Consider the following 22,112-nt stretch of genomic DNA (forward strand, 5'->3'; position numbering starts at 1 on the left):
AGCGCCGAGCAGGCGGCCCGGTCGGGGCCCGGTGAGCCGCCAGCGCCCCGGGTGCCGCCGCGACCCCCGGGACGGTGGGTGGCTGCCTGCCGCGGGTGCGGCTGCCGGCCGTCGGCGAGGTCGACCAGCGCGTGCCCGAGCAGCTCCAGGCCGGCCGCCAGCGCCGCCTCGGCCCGCGGTGCGCCCAGCTCGGCGTGCCACCCGGCGACCTCGTCGGCGAGCAGCAGCAGGGCGCGTCGGTGCTGCTCAGGCGGCGGGTCGGGGTCCGGCATGACCTCACCCTAGGGCTGGGCGGGGCCACCCCGGCGCGTCCGCCCACAGGCTGGATAGGCTGGCGTGGAGCGCACACTGAGGTGCTGCTCCGGCCCCGGCCGCGGTCGCATCTGCCATCTGCCAGGAGTGGATCTGTCGATGTCGTCACCCGACGCACTGCTCACCCGGTTCTACCGGCACGCCACCCATACCGACCTGGTGGACCGGGAGCCGGCGGTGCAGGAGGCCATCGCCGAGGGCAGCCGGGCGCTGGCGGCGAGCCGGGAGCCGGGCCACGCGGCGGTCCAGGTGCTGAACCCGACGCAGGCGCAGCAGGGCTGGAGCAGCCGGCACACCGTCGTCCGCGTCGTCACCGACGACATGCCCTTCCTCGTTGACTCGGTGCTGGGTGAGCTGCAGCAGCGCGGGCTCACCGTCCACGCCCTGCTGCACCCCCAGCTGGTGGTCCGGCACGAGGGCGAGCGGGTGGTCGTGCTCGACGAGGACCCGGCCGCGGTGCGGACGGGGGTGGAGTCCTGGATCTACGTCGAGGTCGACCGGATCACCGAGGAGGCGGCTCGGGAGGAGCTGGCCGCCCGGCTGGAGTCGGTGCTGACCGACGTGCGGCGGGCCTACGAGGACTGGGAGCCGATGCGCCGCCGCACCGAGGAGATCGTGCAACGGCTGCAGTCCGGGGCCCCACCCACGGTCGACCCCGGCGAGGTGGAGCCGACCACCGAGTTCCTGCGCTGGCTGGCCGAGGACCACTTCACCTACCTCGGCTACCGCGAGTACGTGCTGGAGGAGGAGGACGGCGAGGAGGTGCTCCGGGCGGTGCCCAGCACCGGGCTCGGGATCCTGCGGGAGCACCCGGGACGCCGCACCGCGGTCAGCCGGCTGCGCCCGGAGGCCCGCGCCGGGGCGCACGACCCGCGGCTGCTGACCATCACCAAGGCCAACTCCCGCGCGACCGTCCACCGGCCGGTCTACCTGGACTACATCGGCGTGCGAGTCTTCGACGACGCGGGCACGGTGGTCGGCGAGCAGCGCTTCCTGGGGCTGTTCACCTCCAGCGCCTACAACGAGTCGGTCACCCGGCTGCCGATCGTCGGCGGCAAGGCCGCCGAGATCCTGCGGCGCAGCGGGTTCGTCCCCGACAGCCACTCCGGCAAGGACCTGATGACGGTCCTGGAGAACTTCCCCCGCGACGAGCTGTTCCAGACCGACATCGACACCCTCACCGAGACCGCCCTGGAGGTGCTGCACCTGCAGGAGCGGCGGCGCACCCGGCTGTTCCTGCGCAAGGACGAGTTCGGCCGGTTCGTCTCGGCACTGGTCTACCTGCCGCGGGACCGGTTCAACACCGCGGTCCGGCTGCGGATGCAGGCGCTGCTCACCGCCGCCTACGACGCCGAGTCGGTGGACTACACCACCCGCGTCGGGGAGTCGGCGCTGGCCCAGATCCACTACGTCGTGCGCATCCCGCGCGGGTCGGTCATCACCGACGTGGACGCCGCCGCGCTGGAGCGGCGCCTGGTGGAGGCCACCCGGTCCTGGGAGGAGCGGCTCGCCGACGTCGCCGGGCAGCGGTACGGCGACGAGGAGAGCGGCGCGCAGCTGCTGGGGCGGTTCGTCCGCGGCTACCCGGAGGCCTACAAGGAGGAGTTCGACGTCGAGGCCGGCTTCGAGGACCTGCAGCGGCTGGTCCGGCTGGACGACCGGGCGGCGCCGATGCCGCTGCACCTGTACCGGGTGGCCGGCAGCGACCCGACCGAGCGCCGGCTGAAGATCTTCCGCGCCTCCCAGATCACCCTCACCGACGTGCTGCCGGTCTTCTCCCACCTGGGGGTGCACGTCACCGACGAGCGGCCCTACGAGATCGCCACCAGCGAGGGGCTGACCCGCTACATCTACGACTTCGGGCTCCGGCTGGACGACCCGGCCGGCTGGTCCGGCGGTGCGGACGCCGACGACGACCGGGCTGCCGAGCGCGTCGCCGCCGCCTTCGAGGAGGCGTTCTCAGCGGTCTGGAGCCGGCAGGCCGAGTCCGACAGCCTCAACTCCCTCGTGCTCCGGGCGGGACTGACCTGGCGCGAGGTGGTCATCCTGCGCACCGTGGTGCGCTACCTGCGGCAGGTGGGCACCTTCAGCCTCGACTACCTCGAGGCCGCGCTCGTGGCCAACCCGGTGATCGCCCGGACGATCGTGGACATGTTCCAGGCCCGGTTCGACCCGGACGCCGAGGGCGAGCGGGCCGAGGACCAGGTCGCCCACTGGCTGCGGATCGAGGAGCTGCTGGAGGAGGTGGCCAGCCTGGACCAGGACCGGATCATCCGCTCGGTGGTCTCGGTCGTCGAGGGCACGCTGCGGACCAACTTCTTCCAGCGGCGCGAGGACGGCACCCCCAAGCCGCACGTGTCCCTCAAGCTTGACCCGCGGGCGATCCCTGGTCTGCCCGAGCCGCGGCCGGCCTTCGAGATCTGGGTCTACGCCCCGCGCATCGAGGGGGTCCACCTCCGGTTCGGTGCGGTGGCCCGCGGCGGGCTGCGCTGGAGCGACCGCCGGGAGGACTTCCGGACCGAGATCCTGGGGCTGGTCAAGGCGCAGACGGTCAAGAACGCCGTCATCGTCCCGACCGGCTCCAAGGGCGGGTTCGTCGCCAAGCAGCTCCCCGACCCGGCCCAGGACCGCGACGCGTGGCAGGCGGAGGGGGTCGCCGCCTACACGATCTTCATCAAGGGCCTGCTGGACGTCACCGACAACCGCGTCGGCGAGGTGGTGGAGCCGCCCCCGCAGGTGGTGCGCCACGACGGGGACGACCCCTACCTGGTGGTGGCCGCCGACAAGGGCACCGCCACGTTCAGCGACATCGCCAACGGCATCGCCCAGGAGTACGGCTTCTGGCTGGACGACGCCTTCGCCTCCGGCGGCTCGGCCGGCTATGACCACAAGGCCATGGGCATCACCGCACGCGGCGCATGGGAGTCGGTCAAGCGGCACTTCCGGGAGCTCGGGCTGGACACCCAGTCGGAGGACTTCACGGTCGTCGGGATCGGCGACATGGGCGGCGACGTGTTCGGCAACGGCATGCTGCTCTCCGAGCACATCCGGCTGGTGGCCGCGTTCGACCACCGGCACATCTTCCTCGACCCCGACCCCGACCCGGCCACCTCCTACGCCGAGCGGCGCCGGCTGTTCGAGCTGCCCCGGTCCACCTGGCTGGACTACGACCGGTCGCTGATCAGCGCGGGCGGTGGCATCTACCCGCGGACCGCGAAGTCGGTGCCGGTCTCCGCGCAGGTGCGGGCCCGGCTCGGGCTCCCGGACGGCGTCACCGAGGCCACCCCCGCCGAGCTGCTCCGGGCGATCCTGACCGCCCCGGCGGACCTGCTGTGGAACGGCGGCATCGGCACCTACGTCAAGAGCCGGCAGGAGACCCACACCGACGTCGGCGACCGCGCCAACGACGCGATCCGGGTCGACGGCGCCGACCTGCGGGTGCGGGTCGTGGGCGAGGGCGGCAACCTGGGGCTGACCCAGCTGGGCCGGGTGGAGGCAGCCCAGCACGGGGTCCACGTCAACACCGACGCGATCGACAACTCCGCCGGTGTGGACACCTCCGACCACGAGGTCAACATCAAGATCGCGCTGACCCCGCTGGTGCGGGACGGAGCGCTGAGCCGGGCCGACCGCGACCGGCTGCTCGCCTCGATGACCGAGGAGGTGGCCGTCAAGGTGCTGCGGCACAACTACGAGCAGAACCTGCTCATCGGCAACGCCCGCAACCAGCGCGGGGTGATGGTGACCGTGCACGCCCGGCTCATGGAGGAGCTGGCCGAGACGGCCGGGCTGGACCGGGAGCTGGAGTTCCTGCCCGGACCGGACGAGCTGGCGCACCGCGAGCAGCGCAGCGAGGGGCTGACCTCCCCGGAGTTCTCGGTGCTGGTGGCCTACGCCAAGCTGGCCCTGAAGGACACGCTGCTGGAGTCCGAGGTGCCCGACGACGAGCACTTCGAGGCCACCCTGCTGGGCTACTTCCCGGAACCGCTGCGCGACGGGTACCCGGCGCAGCTGCAGGCCCACCCGCTGCGGCGCGAGATCATCGTCAACGAGCTGGCCAACCAGATGGTCAACCGGGGCGGGGTGACCTTCGCGTTCCGGGCCGCCGAGGAGAGTGGCGCCACGGTCCCGCAGATCGCCCGGGCGTTCGTGGCCTGCCGGGAGATCTTCGGTCTCGCCGACTACGTCGCCGCCGTCGAGGCCTTGGACAACCAGGTGGCGACGGAGGTGCAGACCGCGCTCTACCTGGAGTTCCGCCGGCTGCTGGACCGCGGCGTGCGGTGGTTCCTCAACAACCAGTCCCTCAGCGGCCGGCTGGACACCCAGATCGAGCGGTTCGCCGACCCGGTGCAGCAGGCCAGCGGGAGGATCCCCGCGCTGCTGGAGGGCAGCGAGCGGGAGCGGCTGCAGCAGCAGGCGGCCTGGGCCCGCGAGCAGGGCGTGCCCGACGGGCTGGCGCTGCGGTTCGCCGGGCTGCTGGACTCCTACTCGCTGCTGGACGTGGTCGAGATCGCCGAGTCCACCGACCGGCCGGTCGAGGACGTCGCGGCCATCTACTTCGCGGCCTCCGAGCGGTTCCACGTCGACTCCCTGCTCACCCGGGTCTCCCGGCTCCCGCGGGAGAACCCGTGGGACTCGCTGGCCCGGGGCGCGCTGCGGGACGACCTCTACGGGGTGCTGCGCTCGCTCACCGCCACCGTGGTGCGCCGGGCCGCGCCCGACGAGGAGCCCAGCCGTGCGATCACCGACTGGGCGGAGGCCAATCAGGAGTCGATCACCCGCGTCGGGCAGGTGCTCAACAACGTCGACCGGCTCGAGCATGCGGGGATGGCGCCGGTCTCGGTGGCGCTGCGCACGCTGCGCGGGCTGGTGCGGCAGGGCTCGGCCAGCGGCTGACCCGGGGCCCGGGTGGCGCTCCCGGGTCTCGGTAGGCTGCGCGGGTGTCCACCCTGCGTGACGTGCTGCGCCAGTCCACGGGCCTGCCCGGCGCCGACGTGGAGTGGCTGCACCGGCTGGTCGGTGACTGGCAGATCGTGGCCGACCTCTCGTTCGCGGACCTGACGCTGTGGGTGCCCACCCGGCCCGGGACCCCGGACGGGCCGGTCCCGGGGACCGTCGCCACGCCCTCCCACGGCTGGGTGCTGGCCGCTCACGCCCGCCCGTCGACCGGCCCGAACTTCTACCACGAGGACGTCGTCGGGGAGGCGCCGTCGGCGGGCCGGCGGATGCTGCTGGACGAGGTGCTGGAGCAGGCGCTGCCCCGCACGCCGACCGACGTCGGCTACACCCGGGAGCAGTACGTGCCGGTCGTGCGGGCCGGTCACCCGATCGCGGTGCTGGTGCGCCACACCGACCTGCAGAGCCTGCGCCAGCAGGGCGGGCTGGAGGTCAACTACCTGCAGATCGCGCAGTCCCTGGTGACGATGATCGCCCAGGGCACCTTCCCCGCGGAGGGCTCGCCCACCGGTGTGGGGCGGGGCACGCCGCGCGTGGGGGACGGGGTGGTCCGGCTGACCGCGGAGGGCCGCATCGAGTACGCCAGCCCCAACGCCGTCTCGGCGCTGCGCCGGCTCGGCCACACCGACCAGGTGACCGGCGCCGACCTGTCCGAGATCGTCACCTCCCAGCTGCCGCCGGGCATCGTGGTCGACGAGGCCATGCCGCTCGTGCTGACCGGCCGGGCCCCGTGGGGCACCGAGATCGAGACCCGCGGGATCAACCTGACCATGCGCTCGGTGCCGTTGCTGCGGGACGGCACCCGCACCGGGGCGCTGCTGCTGATGCGCGACGTCAGCGAGCTGCGCCGCCGCGACCGGGAGCTGCTGAGCAAGGACGCGACGATCCGGGAGATCCACCACCGGGTGAAGAACAACCTGCAGACCGTCGCGGCGCTGCTACGGCTGCAGTCGCGCCGGATGGAGGACACCGGCGCCAAGGACGCGCTGCAGGAGGCCGGCCGCCGGCTGGCCACGGTGGCGCTGGTGCACGACACCCTCAGCCACAGCCTGGACGAGACGGTGGACTTCGACGACGTCGCGGTCCGGATCGGCCGGGCGACCGTGGAGGTGGCCAGCCGGGGGGCGTCGGTCCTCGCCCGGCACACCGGCACGTTCGGCCGGCTGCGGGCCGAGGACGCGACACCGCTGGCGATGGTGCTGGCCGAGCTGGTGCACAACGCCGCCGAGCACGGCTACGACGTCGACCCGGCCGCCGGGGCGCCCAGCCGGGGTGAGGTCGTGGTCGACGCGCAGCGGCGGCGTGGGCCCGCAGGGGAGGAGCTGCTCACGGTCACCGTGGCCGACGACGGGCAGGGGCTGCCGGGCGGGAAGGCACCGGCGCGCACCGGGCTCGGCGTGCAGATCGTGGAGGCGCTGATCGCCGACCTGCGGGGGGAGATCTGCTGGGAAACGGCGGAGCCGCACGGGACCGTCGTGCGGTTCCTCGTGCGGCTCCGTTCGGTTCCTGCTGAGTCGTAAGGCGAGGCCGTGGCCGCCGTGGCGGGGCCTGCGGGGACGGTGACGGCGGACCGTCAGCCGGCGGTCAGCCGGCTCGACGGGCGCGTGCCTTGCGGCGCTTGAGCGCCCGGCGCTCGTCCTCGGAGAGCCCACCCCAGACTCCGGCGTCCTGCCCGGTCTCCAGTGCCCACTTCAGGCACGTGTCGATCACGGGGCAACGCCGGCAGACGGCCTTGGCCTCCTCGATCTGCTGCAGGGCGGGGCCGGTGTTGCCGATCGGGAAGAACAGCTCCGGGTCCTCGTCCAAGCAAGCAGCGCGGCTGCGCCAATCCATCTGTGTGCTCCTCGTCGTTCCCGGGACAGGGGGCCGGGACTCGTGGTGATGCCGGGCGTGGGGCCCCGCAGCTGCGGGACGGCCGGCGGTTGGCGGGTAGTAGCATGACGGCGACGGCTGGTCGGATCCGATGGGCCGTCGTCGCGACCCGGGCCACGGCCTTGTGCCCCGGGTGGGTGTCCACCGGTGGTAACGCACGGACCGGACACAGTGTTCCACATCCTCACAGGCCTCTCCTGGTGACACAAGGGCTGTGCTCGCTGTGTCGGCCGGTCACCCGTGTCAGGTGGGTCACACCCGGCCGCGCCGGGTCCCCGCTGCGGGGAGGGCCGCCGCTTCGTAGGGTGGCGGCGACACCCCAGCGAAGGAGCAGCCGTGAGCACGATCCTGGCCATCACCCGCGCCCACGTCGTCCCGGTCGAGGGCGACCCGTTCGATGGCACCGTCGTCGTCGAGGACGGCACCGTCCGCGAGCTCGGTCCCGACGTCGCCGTCCCCGAGGGCGCCGAGGTCGTCGACGCCGCCGGCCGCTGGCTGCTGCCGGGTCTGGTCGACGCCCACGTCCACCTCGGGGTCTGGGAGGAGGGCGAGGGCTGGGCCGGCCAGGACACCAACGAGATGACCGACCCGGTGATGGCCGCCGCCCGCGCGCTAGACGCGATCAACCCGCGTGAGCGCGGCTTCGACGACGCACTGGCCGGCGGGATCACCTCGGTCAACGTCAACCCCGGCTCCGGCAACCCGATCGGCGGGCTGACCGTGGCGGTGAAGACCTACGGCCGGGTCGTCGACGAAATGGTGCTGCGCTCGCCGTCCGGGCTCAAGGCCGCGCTGGGAGAGAACCCCAAGCGGGTCTACGGCGAGCAGCAGAAGACCCCGTCGACGCGGCTCGGCGTGGCGCTGACCCTGCGCAAGGCCTTCACCGAGGCACGCAACCACCTGGCCAAGGGCGAGGACGCGGAGGGCCACCTGATCAACGAGGCGCTGGGTCAGGTGCTGAACCGGCAGATCCCGTGGCGCCAGCACAGCCACCGCGCCGACGACATCGCCACCGCCATCCGCATCGCCGACGAGTTCGGCTACGAGCTGGTGCTGGACCACGGGACCGAGAGCTACCTGCTGGCCGACCTGATCGCCGAGCGGGGCATCCCGGTGCTGTACGGGCCGATGATCGTCTCCCGCTCCAAGGTCGAGGTGCGGGAGCGCTCCGCGGCCGCCCCGGGGATCCTGGACCGGGCCGGGGTGAAGGTGTCCATCATCACCGACCACCCGGTCGTGCCGATCGACCACCTGATCACCCAGGTCGCGATCGCCGTGAAGGAGGGGATGGACCGCGGCGCGGCGTTGCGGGCGGTGACCATCAACCCGGCGACCGTCATGGGCGTGGCCGACCGTATCGGCTCGCTCGCCCCGGGCAAGGACGCCGACCTGGTGCTGTGGTCCGGTGACCCGCTGGACCTGCAGTCCCGGGCGCTGCGGGTGTGGCAGGAGGGCCGGGAGGTCTACAGCTACGACGAGGCCGAGCGGCGCGGCGCGGTGCTGCCCCGCTGACGGCTCGCTACGCTGCTGGCCGCGACCCGCCGGCCCGTCGAAGGAGACCTCGTGGACGCCCAGCTGCTGCTCGCCCTGGTGCTCGGGATCGGCACCATCCTGGTGCTGGTGCTGCGCACCCGCCTCGACGCGTTCGTGGCGCTGCTCATCGCCGCCCTGGTCACCGGGGTGGTGGCCGGCCAGTCGCTCGTCGACGTCGTGGACTCGATCACGGCGGGCTTCGGGAACACCCTCGGCTCGATCGGCATCGTCATCGGGCTCGGTGTGGCCATCGGCAAGATGCTCGAGGTCTCGGGGGCCGCCGACGCCCTGGCCCGGGCCTTCCTGCGCGCCTTCGGCAAGGGCCGCGAGGAGTGGGCGATGGGCTCCATCGGCGGGGTGGTCTCCATCCCGGTCTTCTGCGACTCCGGCTACGTCATCATGAACCCGCTGGCGCGCTCCATCGCGCGGGTCAAGCAGGGCGGCTACGTGGCTCTCGCGCTCGCCCTCGGCGTCGGGATGACGCTCACCCACCACCTGGTCCCGCCGACGCCCGGCCCGCTGGCGGTCGCCGGTCTGCTCGGCGCCGACCTCGGGCTGCTGCTGGTCACCGGGCTGGTGTTCGCGGTGATCCTGCTGCCGGTGGTGATCGCGTACGCGCGCTGGGTCGGCCCGCAGCTGGAGGAGCACATCACCCCGCAGGTACGGGAGGCGGTCTACGGGGCGGTCGGCGCCGGGGCCGGCCGGGGGCCCGGCGGTAGCGGCACCGGCGTGGCCGTGCAGGAGCGCACCGGCGACGCCGCCGACCCGGCCGACCCGGCGCAGGAGCTGCCCCGGCCGGCGGTCGCCGAGGACGCGCCGGAGGGTGCCCCGGAGCACCGGGTCGGGGCGCTGCTGGGCTCGCTGCCCCTCCTGGTGCCGCTGGCGCTGATCGTCGCGAACACGGTCACCGCGGCCGTGGACCGGAACAACCAGGGCGTGCTCGCCGGGGACGACTACACCCCCTCGGACTGGGTGACGCCGTTCGCCTTCCTCGGTAACCCCGTGGTGGCCCTGGTGATCGGCCTGGTGCTCGCCGTCTACCTGCTGCTGCCCCGGTGGACCCCCCGGCGCCGGGTGCACGGCTGGCTGGCCGAGTCGGCCGCGGCCGCCGGCCTGATCCTGCTGATCACCGGCGCCGGCGGGGCGCTCGGGCAGGTGCTGCGCGACTCCGGGGTCGGGGACGCGCTGGCCGAGGCGGTCGGGTCGATGGCGTTGCCCGCGTTCCTGGTGCCCTTCCTCATCGCCACCGTGGTCCGGGTCGCCCAGGGGTCGGGCACGGTCGCCATGATCACGGCCGCGTCGGTGACGGCACCGCTGGTCGCCAGCCTCGGGGTGGCCCCGCTCATCGCGGCGCTGGCCTGCACCGCCGGCTCGATGGTCTTCAGCTACTACAACGACTCCTACTTCTGGGTGGTCACCCGGTTCACCGGGCTCGAGGGCACGGCCGCGCTCAAGGGATGGTCGGCCATCACGACCGTCGCCTGGGCGGGGTCCGTGCCGCTGCTGCTCGTGGCCGAGCTGGTGCTGGGCTGACCGTGGTTGCGGTGGTGCGGCTGACGGACCTGCTCGGGTAGAGCGGCCCGGCGGCCAGCTCGCCGGCGGTCCGCTGCTACTCCTCGTCGTCCTCGCGGGCGTCCAGCACCGCCCTGGCGGCGGAGAACCGGGCGATCGGCACCCGGTAGGGGGAGCAGGACACGTAGTCCAGTCCCAGCGACTCGAACAGCCCGATCGAGGCGGGGTCGCCGCCGTGCTCGCCGCAGACACCGAGCTTGAGGTCGGCCTTGGCGCGGCGTCCGCCCTCGACGCCCAGCCGCACCAGCCCGCCCACACCGTCGACGTCGATGGAGGAGAAGGGGTTGGCCGCGACCACCTCGGAGTCGACGTAGGCGCTGAGGAAGCTGCCCTCGGCGTCGTCGCGGGAGATGCCGATGCCGGTCTGGGTGAGGTCGTTGGTGCCGAACGAGAAGAAGTCGGCGTGCTCGGCGATCTGGTCGGCCACCACGGCCGCGCGGGGCAGCTCGATCATGGTCCCGACGGTGTAGTCGAACCGTTCGCCGGAGCTCTCGAACTCCTCGTCGAGGGTCTCCTCGATGATCTCCCGCATCCGCCGCAGCTCCTCGGCGTAGGCGACCAGCGGGACCATGATCTCCACGAGCGGCTCGCCACCGCGCTGGCGCACCGCGAAGGCGGCCCGCGCGATCGCCCGCACCTGCATCTGCGGGATCTCCGGGTAGAGCAGCGCCAGCCGCACGCCGCGGGTCCCCAGCATCGGGTTCATCTCGGTGAGCTTCTTCACCTGCGACAGCAGCAGCCGCGCCTCGGCGAGCTCCTCGCTGTCGGAGGCCTCGCCGGCCTGCTGCTCCAGCCGCTGCACCAACAGTGCCTGCTCCACCAGGTCGGGGAGGAACTCGTGCAGCGGTGGGTCGAGCAGCCGGATGGTCACCGGCAGCCCGGACATCGCCTCGAAGATGGCCTCGAAGTCCTGCTGCTGCATCGGCAGGATGGTCTCCAGCGCCGCCGCGCGCTCCTCCTCGTCCTTGGCCAGGATCATCCGCCGCACGGCCGGCAGCCGGTCCTCGGCCATGAACATGTGCTCGGTCCGGCACAGCCCGATGCCCTGGGCGCCGAACTCGCGGGCCTTGGCGGCGTCCTCACCGGTGTCGGCGTTGGCGCGGACCTGCATCCGGCGGGTCTCGTCGGCCCAGCCCACGACGCTGGCGAAGTCCTCGTTGATCTGCGGTGGCACCAGCTCCAGCGCCCCGGCGTACACCTCACCGGTGGAGCCGTCCAGGGTGATGACGTCGCCCTCGGTGAGGACGGTGTCGCCGATGGTCAGCTGCCGGGCGGCCGCGTCGATCTTGAGCTCGGAGGCGCCGGCGACGCACGGCTTGCCCATGCCGCGGGCCACGACCGCTGCGTGCGAGGTCATCCCGCCGTGGGCGGTGAGCACGCCCTGGGCGACGAGGGTGCCGCCGATGTCGTCCGGGGTGGTCTCCCAGCGCACCAGGACGACGGCGTCGCCGGCCTTGCCGCGCCGCTCGGCGGTGTCGGAGTCGAACACGATCTCGCCGACGGCTGCGCCGGGGGAGGCGTTGAGCCCCTTGGTGATCGGCTTCTGGTCGTGCTCGGGGTCGATCGCCGGGTGCAGCAGCTGGTCCAGCTGGGCCGGCTCGACCCGCCGCAGCGCCTGCTCGCGGGTGATGACGCCCTCCTCGACGAGGTCGCGGGCCACCTTGAAGGCCGCCGGGGCGGTGCGCTTGCCGTTGCGCGTCTGCAGCAGGTAGAGCGAGCCCTCGTCGACGGTGAACTCGATGTCCTGCATGTCGCCGTAGTGCTCCTCCAGCCGGCGCATCGTGTCCAGCAGCTGCTCGTAGGCCTCCGGCAGCAGGTCCTTCATCTCGGCCAGTGGCCGCGGGGTGCGGATGCCGGCGACGACGTCCTCACCCTGGGCGTTGAGCAGGAACTCGCCGTAGAGCTCCTTGGCGCCGGTGGCGGGGTTGCGGGTGAAGCAGACGCCGGTGGCCGAGGTGTCGCCGCGGTTGCCGAACACCATCTGCATCACGTTGACGGCGGTCCCGAGGTCGTCGGGGATGCCGTTGGCCTTGCGGTAGATGGCCGCGCGCGGGTTCTGCCAGGACCGGAACACCGCGTCGATGGCCCGCCGCAGCTGGTCCCGCGGCGCCTCCGGCAGCTCCTCGCCCATGTGCTCCCGGGAGACCGCCTTGAACTGGTCCACCAGCTCCTGCAGCGCCGGCACGTCCAGCTCGGTGTCCTCCTCGACGCCGCGGGTGCGCTTCATCGCGGTGATCAGGTCCTCGTAGGCGTGGGCGGGCACCCCCTCGACGACCTCGCCGTACATCTGGATGAACCGCCGGTAGGAGTCCCAGGCGAACCGCGGGTTGTCGGACTCGGCGCCGAGCGCCTCGACGGTCGCGTCACTGATGCCGAGGTTGAGGATGGTGTCCATCATCCCGGGCATCGACACCACCGCCCCGGAGCGGACCGAGACCAGCAGCGGCCGCTCCGGGGAGCCCAGCTGCCGGCCGGTGCGATCCTCCAGCCGCTCCAGCGCGGCCAGCGTCTCCTCCCACAGCCCCTCGGGCCACTGGCTGTCGCGGCGCATCGCCTCCACGCAGGCGGCCGTGGTGACGGTGAAGCCGTCCGGCACGGGGACGCCCAGCCGCATCATCTCCGCGACGTTGGCCCCCTTGCCGCCCAGCAGCGGCTTCATCGAGGCGTCCCCGTCGGCCAGGTCGTAGAGGTAGCGGGTGGCGGACTGGCTGGCGCTCATCAGCGGCTCCTCGCGTCACGTCGTCGTGCCCGCCCGGTCGGCCGGCGGGCACCGGCCGGGTCGGCCGGGCGGACGGGACGACCGGGGGCTTGTGAGGGCGAGGTTAGCGCCCCACGCCGGGAGCGGCAGGACGGCGTCCCGGTCAGCGGCCCAGCGCCGCGACCCGGCGCCGCTCCACGACCTCGATGATGCGCCCCGCGGCCTCCTCCAGGGCCAGTGAGGTGGTGTCGATGACGGGACAGCCCAGCCGGCGCTGCACGTCCCCGACCTCGTCCAGCTCCTCGTAGATGCGGGCGAGCTCGGTGTAGCCGTCGTGCCCCGCGTGGCTGCCCAGCGCCCGCACCCGCTTGCGCCGGATGGTCTGCAGCCGGCTCGGGTCGATGGTCAGCCCCACCAGCTTCCAGCGCTCCACCTCGAACAGCGGCGGCGGCGGCGGGATGCCGGCCACCAGCGGGATGTTCGAGGTGCGGTAGCCCAGGTAGCCCAGGTACATCGACAGCGGCGTCTTGCCGGTGCGGGAGACCCCGATGAGGACGATGTCGGAGTTGGCCAGCGGGTGCGTCAGGTGGCCGTCGTCGTTGGCGATCGCGAACTCCATGGCGTGGATGCGCTTGAAGTAGTCATTGCCGACGCCGACGGGGCGGATCACCCGCTCCGGGTCCACCCCGGTGACCTGCTGCAGCGCCGCGACCGCTGGGTCGAGCAGGTCCGCGTGCGGGATGTTGTGGCGCTCGCAGGCCTCCTGCGCCAGCTCCCGCAGGCCGAGGTCGACGATCGTGGAGAACACGGCGACCGGCCTGTCGTCGGGCAGCTGCGACAGCACGTTGCGCAGGCCCTGGGCGGAGGCCAGCCGCGGGTGCCGCATGATCCGGATGTCGTAGCCGGCGTACTGCGCGGCCGCGGCCCGGGCCACCCGGGCGGCGGTGTCCCCGGTGGAGTCGGCCAGGATGTGCACCTCGATGTGCTGGCGGTCCGGCATGGCGTCAGTATGGCGGGTCGCCGTGCCAGACTGCCTGGCGTGGACCTCCCGGAGCCCGCCGAGCTGCCTGTGGTGGCGGTGGTGGGCCCGACGGCCACGGGCAAGTCCGACCTGGGGGTCGCCCTGGCCGAGCGGCTCGGCGGCGAGGTGGTCAACGCCGACGCCTCCCAGCTCTACCGAGGGATGGACGTCGGCACCGCCAAGCTGCCGGTCGCCGAGCGGCGGGGGGTGCCGCACCACCAGCTGGACGTGCTGGCCGTGACCGAGGAGGCGAGCGTGGCCGCCTACCAGCGGGCGGCCCGGTCCCGGCCGTAGACCCGCCAGTGGTAGCCCGCGACCAGCCCGGTGGTGACCAGCGCCGCGAGGGCGAACCGTGCCTGCCGGAGCGTCTCGGCACCGAACCGGCCCTCGAAGGCGTCCTCGAGCAGCAGGAACACCGCGACCAGCAGCGCCACGACGACGGCCACCGTGGAGACGCCCACGATCAGCAGCAGGTAGGTGCGCCGGGTGGGGGAGGCCAGCTCGGCGGCCTCGGCCGCGGCCGCCCTCCCGACGTGGTCCTCCGCGGCTCCCGCCTCGGCGGGCTCGCGGCCGACCGCTCGCCGGGTCCGGCCCTGGTAGAGCCACCACACCGGCCCGCCGACGGCCAGCATGGTGAGCGCGGCCAGCAGCGTGTTGACCGCGCCCCCGGTCACGACCAGCTCGCGGCCGCGTGCCAGCGCCTCGATCCCGGCGACCAGGACCGTGGCCAGACCGGCCGAGGCGACCAGCAGCCCCACGGCGGCCATCAGGTACTCGTACACCCGCCGCACCTCGGTCCGGCCCGGCTCCCCGGCCGCCTCGAGCACGGCGTGGTGGTACCACCACAGCAGCAGGCCGACGACGACGGCGGACAGCTGTCCCTCGACCTCGGTGAAATGGCCGGCCGCCGAGCTCTCGGCGGGGTCGCCCACCAGCCAGACCAGCACGTCGTAGAGCAGCACGCTGGCCGCGGTGAGCGCCGTGAGCAGCCCGGCCGCGACGCCCGTCAGCAGCACGTAGAGCAGCCACAGCACGCCGCCGTCGCGGCGCACCGGCCACCACGAGAGGCCCCACCCAACGGCCCCGACGACCAGCGCGGCCAGCGCTGCCAGCACGGGGTCGGCGCCGGCCGCCAGCAGCGGCTCCCGGGCCAGCGGCCCTGCCAGCTGCTCCACGGCCGTGGCCAGCAGCGTCGCCAGCGCGACGGCGGAGGTGCCCAGCCCGACGAGCGCGGCGACGACGCGGTGGGGGACGGCGTGGCCGGCCGGCAGCACCCGCGCCTCGACCACGCGCACCGCCGCCAGCAGCGTGCCCCACACCAGCAGCTGGGCCAGCGCACGGCCGTCGTAGTGGGCCAGCCCCAGTGCCCAGCTGAGCACGCCGTAGCCGGCCACCATGGTCACGACCAGGGCGGTCACACCGGTGACCCCGGTCAGCACCGCCCAGCCCGGGGAGCGGCGCTCGTCCGCGTCCGCGCGCAGCAGCCGGGCCACCCACAGCAGCAGCCCCGCCAGCAGCGGCAGGCCGATCACGGTGAACGTCACATTGCGCGCCAGTGCCGCGCTCCCGGTGTCGAGCAGGTCCGGTGGCTGCAGCAGCCGGCCCAGCAGCCCGGACAGGCCGATCGCCACGACGACGGTGGCGACCAGCAGCAGCAGCACGTGGAAGACCTGCCGGACCGGCCGCACCTCCCCGCCCCCGGTCACCATCGCGGGCACCCGTAGACCGGCCAGCCCACGTCGTCACTGATCCGCCAGCCGTCCTCCGTGCGGAGCAGCCGGTAGGTCTCTTCCCGGCTGTACTCGCCGGTCTCGAAGGGGCCCGACGAGCCCTGCGAGACGCTGACCACGACGCGGGCCTCGTCACCGTCGACCTCGCTCTCCAGCAGCGTGACCCGCGCCTGCTCGTCCCCGGCGTGCTCCAGGGCCCGCTCGTCGCAGTTCAGCTCGGGGTCCAGGTAGGACAGCGCCGCCTCCCGGTCGCCGTCCACCACGGCGGTCAGGAAGTCCTGCACCACCGCCTCGGGGGTTCCCGGCTCGACCGTGGTGGTGGGGCGGTTGGCGGCCACCACGGCCGCAGCGACGGCGACGGCGAGGACGAGCCCCACCACCAGGGCCAGGACCCGTTCTGGGCGTGCGGTCATGGCGAGAAGCATGCTCCTGCGGGCACCGGCGTCGCGAACTGCTGGCCAACTTGTTGCCAGGTTGTGACCAAGGTCCCGGACCGCACCCGGCGGACCCTCGTCACGGAGGGTCGGAGTTGACCCGCGTCACCCCCCGGAGGTGAGCATCCACAGCCCGCACGTGGCGACCCCCGCGTCGAAGGCCAGCAGCCGGGAAACCCTCCCGGGCCGGCGACAGCCGCTAGCGTGCTGGTCGACGGAGTCGCATCGGGTGAGGAGAGTGGCCATGACCGGCGCCAGCAGCGACCAGCCCCCCGCAACGGGCGCGACCGCGGGGGAGGACACCGACCTGCTGCGGGTCCTCGGCAACCGGGAGGCGTTGACCCTCGGCTTCGGCGCGATGATCGGCTTCGGCTGGGTGGTCCTGACCGGGGACTGGCTGGGCTCGGCCGGCAGCGCCGGCGCGGTGCTGGCGTTCGCGGTGGGCGGCGTCGTGATGGCGCTGGTCGGCGTGGTCTACGCCGAGCTGGTCTCGGCGATGCCGCGCGCCGGGGGCGAGCACAACTACGTGCTGCGGGCGCTCGGCGGCCGGTGGGCGCTGGTCGGGTCGTGGGCGATCGTCGGCGGCTACATCTCGGTCGCCGCCTTCGAGGCCGTGGCCCTCCCGCGCACGCTGGCCTACCTGCTGCCGTGGGTGGACTCGGTGCCGCTGTGGACCGTGGCCGGTGCGGAGGTGTACCTGCCATGGATCATCATCGGCGGTGGCGCGGCGGTGGTGCTGACCTGGATCAACATCCGGGGCATCAGGCCGGCCAGCCTGCTGCAGACCTTCGCCGTGCTCTTCCTGCTCGGCATCCTGGTGCTGCTGCTGCTCGGCAGCGCCGTGGGGGGCGAGCGCGGCCACCTGGAGCCGTTCTTCACCGGCGGGTTCAGCGGGTTCGTCGCGGTGCTGGTGGCGGTGCCGTTCATGTTCGTGGGGTTCGACGTCATCCCGCAGTCGGCCGAGGAGGTCAACATCCCGCCGCAGCAGACCGGCAAGCTCGTCGTGCTCGCGGTGGTGCTGGCCGCCCTCTTCTACATGGCGGTCATGGCCACCGTGGCCTCCTCGATGGGCGTGGCCGCGCTGGCCGGGACCGAGCTGGCCACCGCCGACGCCCTCGGGGCGCTCTGGTCCTCGGACCTGATGGCCAACGTGCTCATCGCCGGCGGCGTGGCGGGCATCCTCACCTCCTGGAACGCCTTCCTCATCGGCGGCTCGCGGCTGTTGTTCGCGATGGGACGCTCGGCGATGCTGCCGGGCTGGTTCGGCCGGCTGCACCCCCGCTACCGCACCCCGGCCAACGCGCTGCTCTTCATCGGCGGGCTGTCCGTCGCGGCGCCGTTCTTCGGTGACGCGATGCTGGGCTGGCTGGTCGACTCCGGCTCCCCGAGCATCGTCATCGCCTACCTGCTCGTCGCGGTGTCGTTCCTGGTGCTGCGGTCCCGGGAGCCGGAGATGGAGCGCCCGCTGCGGGTCGGCGGGCGCGGTGCCGGCGGGACGGTGCTCGGCGCGGTCGCCGTCGTGCTCACCCTCGGCCTGCTGCTGCTCTACGTGCCGGGCATGCCCTCGGGGCTGCCGGTGCAGCCGTACCTGATGTTCGGCCTGTGGTGGCTGCTGGGGCTGGTGTTCCTGCTGCGGCTTCCCGGCGGCGTCGGCGGCGGCCCGGACGCGCACGACCGGCTGGTCGCCGCGGCGCGCGGCCGGGGCTGAGCCGCTACGGCCGGGTCACCCCGAGCAGCCGGAACCCCTTGGAGCTGGCGACCCGCTCGACCGCCAGCCCCTCCGGGACAGCCTCCTCGGCGCCGGCGGCGAACGTGCTGGCCAGCCAGGCCTGCAGCGAGTCCGCGCCCAGGTTGCGCTGGACCACCAGCAGCGCCCGCCCGCCGGGAGCCAGCCGAGGCAGCCACTGCCGCAGCATCCCGTGCAGCACCGCCTTGCCGACGCGGACCGGCGGGTTGGACCAGAGCAGGTCGTAGCGGCGGTCGGCGGGCACCTGGTCGGGCTCCAGCGCGGTGACGTTGCCGCAGCCGAGCCGCTCGGCGTTGCGGCGGCACAGGTCCAGCGCCCGCCGGTTGACGTCGACGGCGTCCACCTGCGCTTCCGGCCGCGCCAGGGCGAGGGTCAGCGCGAGCGGCCCCCAGCCGCAGCCCAGGTCCACGAAGCGGCCGGTCTCGGGCGGCTCGGGCGCCTGCCGCAGCAGCACGGCCGTGCCCTTGTCGATCCCGTCCGCGGAGAACACGCCTCCGGCGGTGACCACGGTCCGGGGGGCTCCGGCCAGCACGACCTCACGCTCGCGCAGCTCCCCGGGGGAGGCCGGGTCGGCGGTGAAGTAGTGCTGCTGGTGGTCGGGCTGGGGCGGCATCGGCGGGAGTCTACGGGCACAAATCCCTGGCGCGTGGCGTTGACCCGGTGAGACCCTGAGAGGGTCACCGCCGACGAAGGAGGCCTGTGAGCGAGCACGACCCCACCACTCCCGCCACCCAGCCCGCCGCCGGGGGCGACCGGCTTCGACTCCTCGAGGGACGGGCCGAGGCGCTGGATCGTGAGGGCGGGCCCGACCTGAGCTTCCTGCGGGGGGACACACCCGGCATCGAGGGGGACGGGGACCAGCTCGACCGCGAGGAGCGCGCCGCGCTGCGCCGCGTCGCGGGGCTGTCCACCGAGCTGGAGGACGTCACCGAGGTCGAGTACCGCCAGCTGCGCCTGGAGCGGGTGGTGCTGGCCGGCATCTGGACCGAGGGCACCGCCCAGGACGCGGAGAACTCGCTGCGCGAGCTGGCGGCGCTGGCCGAGACGGCTGGCTCCATCGTGCTCGACGGCGTGGTGCAGCGGCGGCTCAAGCCGGACCCGGCCACCTACATCGGCTCCGGCAAGGCTCGCGAGCTGCGCGACATCGTCCTCGCCGAGGGCGCCGACACCGTCGTCTTCGACGGCGAGCTCGGTCCTTCCCAGCGCCGCGCCCTGGAGGACATCGTCAAGGTCAAGGTCATCGACCGGACCGCGCTGATCCTGGACATCTTCGCCCAGCACGCCAAGTCCAAGGAGGGCCGGGCGCAGGTGGAGCTGGCCCAGCTGCAGTACCTGCTGCCGCGGCTGCGTGGCTGGGGTGACTCGATGTCCCGGCAGGCCGGTGGCCGGGTCGCCGGGGGTGAGGGCATCGGCTCCCGTGGGCCCGGTGAGACCAAGATCGAGCTGGACCGCCGCCGGATCAACCAGCGGATCGGCAAGCTCCGCCGCGACATCGCCGGCATGCGCAGCACCCGGGTGACCAAGCGGTCCTCCCGCCGTGCCCAGCAGGTGCCGTCGGTCGTCATCGTCGGCTACACCAACGCCGGCAAGTCCACGCTGCTCAACCGGCTCACCGGCGCCGGGGTCCTGGTCGAGGACGCGCTGTTCGCCACCCTGGACCCGACGGTGCGCCGTGCCGAGACCTCCGACGGGCGGGTCTACACGCTGGCCGACACCGTCGGCTTCGTGCGGCACCTGCCGCACCAGCTGGTGGAGGCGTTCCGCTCCACGCTCGAGGAGGCCGCCGACGCCGACCTGCTGCTGCACGTGGTGGACGGCTCCCACCCCGACCCGGAGGGCCAGGTCAGCGCCGTGCGCGGCGTGCTCGCCGACGTGGGCGCGGCCGACGTCAAGGAGCTCATCGTCGTCAACAAGGCCGACCGGGCCGCCCCCGAGGTGCTGGACCGGCTACGGCGGCTGTCGCCGCACCTGGTGGTCGTCTCCGCGCGCACCGGTGAAGGAGTCCCCGAGCTGCTGACGGCCGTGGAGACCGACCTGCCCCGGCCGGACATCCACGTGGAGGTGCTGCTGCCCTACGAGCGCGGCGACCTGGTGAGCCGGCTGCACACCGAGGGCGAGGTCCTCGCCGAGGAGCACACCGCCGACGGCACGCGGGTGCGCGCCAAGGTCGCCCCCGACCTGCACGGCGTGCTGGCCGACTACGCCAGCGTCTGACCTCGGCTGCTCGCTGACGCACCTCGGCCCGGTCCCCCTCGCGGGGACCGGGCCGAGGTCAGTGCGGTGCCCGGGCGGCACCGGGGACGGAACCGCGTCAGCCCAGGCTGGCCGACAGCGAGATGTCCACCGCCTTCAGCGCCTGGGAGACCGGGCAGCCCTCCTTCGCCTCCTGCGCCAGCCGGGTGAAGTCCTCCTCGGAGATGCCTTCCACCTCGCCGACCACCGTCAGCTGGATGCCGGTGATGCCGGTGCCGGGCACGAAGCTCACCTCGGCGCGGGTGTCCAGCGAGGTCGGCGGGGTGTCGTTCTTGGCCAGCGCCCCGGAGAACGCCATGGAGAAGCAGGAGGCGTGGGCCGCCGCGATGAGCTCCTCCGGCGTCGTGGTGCCGGCTCCGGGCTCGGTGCGGGCCTTCCAGCTGACGTCGTGGGTCGCGACGCCCGAGGTCTCCAGGGTGGTCCGGCCGGAGCCGGTGGCGAGGTCACCGCTCCACGCGGTGCTGGCGGTGCTGACGACGGCGTCTGCCATGGTCACTCCTTTCCTGGCGGTGCAGCCGCTCGGGCTGTCCGCCTCCGGTGTGCGGTCCTGTCCATCCTGCCGCGCCCAGGCCGCGGGCGCAGCCGCGGGTCCGCCGTGGTAGGCAGGACCCGTCGCCGAGCAGGAGGGACGCTGTAGCCATGGCACGCATCGCCCGCGGCAGCCGCGCCCAGCGGTGGACTGCGGCCGGGCCGCGCGACCCGCGGCCGGAGCCGCTCGCGGGGGAGGAGCCGCTGGAGGTCCGGCTGGACGGTGAGCCGTTCACCGTCACGATGCGCACCCCGGGCGACGACCTGGACCTCGTGGCCGGGTTCCTGGTGTCCGAGGGCGTGGTCGCAGCCGCCGCCCAGCTGCGTGCGGTCGCCGCCGGGGCCGGGGTGACCGCCGAGGGACGCCGGGACGACAACGTGGTGGACGTCCGGCTCGGCCCGGGAGCGGTGCCGCCCGCGGCCGCCTCGCAACGTCACGTCTACGTCTCCAGCAGCTGCGGGATCTGCGGGACGGCCTCGGTCGAGGCGGTCCGCAAGGCCTCCCGGCACGCTCCGGACCAGGACCCGCTCCGGGTGCCCGTCGACCAGCTGCTGGTGATGCCGGACCTGCTGCGCGAACGGCAGCGGGTGTTCGGGCGCACCGGTGGCACCCACGCCGCGGCGCTGCTACGCCCTGCGGTTGAGGGAGCCGCCGGGTCCCCGGAGGTGCTCTGCGTCCGGGAGGACGTGGGCCGGCACAACGCCGTCGACAAGGTGGTCGGGTGGGCGCTGCGGCAGGACCTGTTGCCGCTGGCGGGGACCGTGCTGCAGGTCTCCGGCCGGGCGTCGTTCGAGCTGGTCCAGAAGGCCGCCATGGCCGGCGTCCCCGTGCTCTCGGCGGTCTCGGCGCCGTCCGCGGCCGCGGCCGACCTGGGGGAGGAGACCGGCGTGACCGTCGTCGGGTTCAACCGGGGGGACCGGCTGACGGTCTACTCCCGGCCCGAGCGGGTGGTGGCCGGCTCGGTTCCCTGACCGCAGCTAGCCGCGACGGTCCTCCAGGGCCGCCTCGAGCACGGCGTGCAGCTCGGCCCGCCCCACCGGGCGCGGGTTCTCCACGGGCAGGACCGCGGCCGCGACCCGCTCCACCGCCTCCTCCAGCCGCCGGGGGCGCATCCCCAACCGGGCCAGGTCGTGCGGGGCGCCGGCCTCGGTGAGCAGCCCCCGCAGCCCGCGCACCGGCTCCGGTGCCTCCAGGGCGCGCGCGATCCGGGCGGTCGCCTCCGGGACCGCGGGCGCGTTGAGGCGGAGCACGTGCGGCAGCAGCACCGCGCGGACCGCCCCGGCCGGCAGGTCCATCGCCGCGGCCAGTGCCCGGCTCATCCGCTGGTGCAGGCCGGGTGCGGTCGCCGCGGACACCGACCCTGCCAGGTAGGCCCCGAAGAGCAGCCGCTCGCCCGCGGCCGTGGGCGTGCCGGCCCAGGTGCCGACCGGGTCGGTGAGGGCGGCGTCCGGCGCC

The 22,112-nt window shown here is 73.8% G+C and carries 15 protein-coding genes and 2 pseudogenes; 8 read left to right on the forward strand and 9 right to left on the reverse strand.

Annotation, left to right across the window (positions count from 1 at the left end; genetic code table 11):
• Window positions 1-272 (reverse strand): hypothetical protein (locus GFJ45_RS09005; protein WP_153396348.1); only part of this gene is annotated, 272 nt, incomplete at its 3' end.
• 139 nt (window positions 273-411) lie between these two features.
• Here GFJ45_RS09005 and GFJ45_RS09010 point away from each other — a divergent pair.
• A complete protein-coding gene (locus GFJ45_RS09010; RefSeq protein WP_153396350.1) occupies window positions 412-5,208 on the forward strand; it encodes an NAD-glutamate dehydrogenase in 4,797 nt (1,598 codons plus the stop codon).
• A 44-nt stretch (window positions 5,209-5,252) separates the two neighbouring features.
• Entirely contained in the window at window positions 5,253-6,788 is a 1,536-nt protein-coding gene (locus GFJ45_RS09015) for a sensor histidine kinase (protein ID WP_153396352.1), read from the forward strand.
• Window positions 6,789-6,852: 64 nt separating this feature from the next.
• On the opposite strand, the gene GFJ45_RS09020 is transcribed toward GFJ45_RS09015, so the two are convergent.
• A complete protein-coding gene (locus GFJ45_RS09020; protein ID WP_153396354.1) occupies window positions 6,853-7,101 on the reverse strand; it encodes a WhiB family transcriptional regulator in 249 nt (82 codons plus the stop codon).
• Window positions 7,102-7,476: 375 nt separating this feature from the next.
• On the opposite strand from GFJ45_RS09020, the gene GFJ45_RS09025 reads away from it, so the two are divergent.
• Window positions 7,477-8,652, forward strand: a complete 1,176-nt coding sequence (locus GFJ45_RS09025; RefSeq protein ID WP_153396356.1) for an amidohydrolase — start codon at window positions 7,477-7,479, stop codon at window positions 8,650-8,652.
• 51 nt (window positions 8,653-8,703) lie between these two features.
• On the forward strand, window positions 8,704-10,206 hold the full coding sequence (locus GFJ45_RS09030) for a GntP family permease (RefSeq protein ID WP_194288599.1): 1,503 nt from the start codon (window positions 8,704-8,706) through the stop codon (window positions 10,204-10,206).
• A gap of 76 nt (window positions 10,207-10,282) precedes the next feature.
• On the opposite strand, the gene ppdK is transcribed toward GFJ45_RS09030, so the two are convergent.
• Together ppdK and GFJ45_RS09040 are read right to left on the reverse strand one after the other, a co-directional pair.
• On the reverse strand, window positions 10,283-12,964 hold the full coding sequence (ppdK, locus tag GFJ45_RS09035; protein WP_153396358.1) for a pyruvate, phosphate dikinase: 2,682 nt from the start codon (window positions 12,962-12,964) through the stop codon (window positions 10,283-10,285).
• A gap of 142 nt (window positions 12,965-13,106) precedes the next feature.
• Window positions 13,107-13,943, reverse strand: a complete 837-nt coding sequence (locus GFJ45_RS09040) for a pyruvate, water dikinase regulatory protein (protein ID WP_153396360.1) — start codon at window positions 13,941-13,943, stop codon at window positions 13,107-13,109.
• Between the two features lie 9 nt (window positions 13,944-13,952).
• Here GFJ45_RS09040 and GFJ45_RS09045 point away from each other — a divergent pair.
• Window positions 13,953-14,249: pseudogene (locus tag GFJ45_RS09045) on the forward strand (isopentenyl transferase family protein); the annotation flags it as partial.
• On the opposite strand, the gene GFJ45_RS09050 reads toward GFJ45_RS09045, so the two are convergent.
• Together GFJ45_RS09050 and GFJ45_RS09055 are read right to left on the reverse strand one after the other, a co-directional pair.
• On the reverse strand, window positions 14,228-15,673 hold the full coding sequence (locus tag GFJ45_RS09050) for a DUF5671 domain-containing protein (protein ID WP_153396362.1): 1,446 nt from the start codon (window positions 15,671-15,673) through the stop codon (window positions 14,228-14,230). The pseudogene GFJ45_RS09045 and the gene GFJ45_RS09050 overlap by 22 nt on opposite strands.
• Window positions 15,667-16,107, reverse strand: coding sequence for a hypothetical protein (locus GFJ45_RS09055; RefSeq protein WP_153396364.1), 441 nt, complete (start codon window positions 16,105-16,107; stop codon window positions 15,667-15,669). Before GFJ45_RS09055 ends, GFJ45_RS09050 begins: the two co-directional genes overlap by 7 nt.
• 265 nt (window positions 16,108-16,372) lie before the next feature.
• Between GFJ45_RS09055 and GFJ45_RS09060 the strand changes: the two genes are divergently transcribed.
• A complete protein-coding gene (locus GFJ45_RS09060; RefSeq protein WP_153396366.1) occupies window positions 16,373-17,836 on the forward strand; it encodes an APC family permease in 1,464 nt (487 codons plus the stop codon).
• A 4-nt stretch (window positions 17,837-17,840) separates the two neighbouring features.
• Here the strand turns inward: GFJ45_RS09060 and GFJ45_RS09065 are convergent, their stop codons facing one another.
• The gene (locus GFJ45_RS09065) at window positions 17,841-18,488 is read right to left on the reverse strand and encodes a class I SAM-dependent methyltransferase (protein ID WP_153396369.1); all 648 of its coding nucleotides are present in this window, start codon (window positions 18,486-18,488) and stop codon (window positions 17,841-17,843) included.
• A gap of 86 nt (window positions 18,489-18,574) precedes the next feature.
• On the opposite strand from GFJ45_RS09065, the gene hflX reads away from it, so the two are divergent.
• Entirely contained in the window at window positions 18,575-20,089 is a 1,515-nt protein-coding gene (gene hflX / locus GFJ45_RS09070) for a GTPase HflX (protein ID WP_153396371.1), read from the forward strand.
• Window positions 20,090-20,186: 97 nt separating this feature from the next.
• Here hflX and GFJ45_RS09075 read toward each other — a convergent pair whose 3' ends face one another.
• A complete protein-coding gene (locus GFJ45_RS09075; RefSeq protein ID WP_153396373.1) occupies window positions 20,187-20,618 on the reverse strand; it encodes an OsmC family peroxiredoxin in 432 nt (143 codons plus the stop codon).
• A 149-nt stretch (window positions 20,619-20,767) separates the two neighbouring features.
• Here GFJ45_RS09075 and fdhD point away from each other — a divergent pair, with 149 nt between their 5' ends.
• On the forward strand, window positions 20,768-21,628 hold the full coding sequence (gene fdhD / locus GFJ45_RS09080; RefSeq protein ID WP_153396375.1) for a formate dehydrogenase accessory sulfurtransferase FdhD: 861 nt from the start codon (window positions 20,768-20,770) through the stop codon (window positions 21,626-21,628).
• A 6-nt stretch (window positions 21,629-21,634) separates the two neighbouring features.
• On the opposite strand, the pseudogene GFJ45_RS09085 reads toward fdhD, so the two are convergent.
• Window positions 21,635-22,112 (reverse strand): annotated as a pseudogene (locus GFJ45_RS09085) (hypothetical protein); the annotation flags it as partial.

Origin of the sequence: Ornithinicoccus halotolerans, from assembly GCF_009602535.1 — a bacterium.
Taxonomy (GTDB): Bacteria; Actinomycetota; Actinomycetes; order Actinomycetales; family Dermatophilaceae; genus Ornithinicoccus; species Ornithinicoccus halotolerans.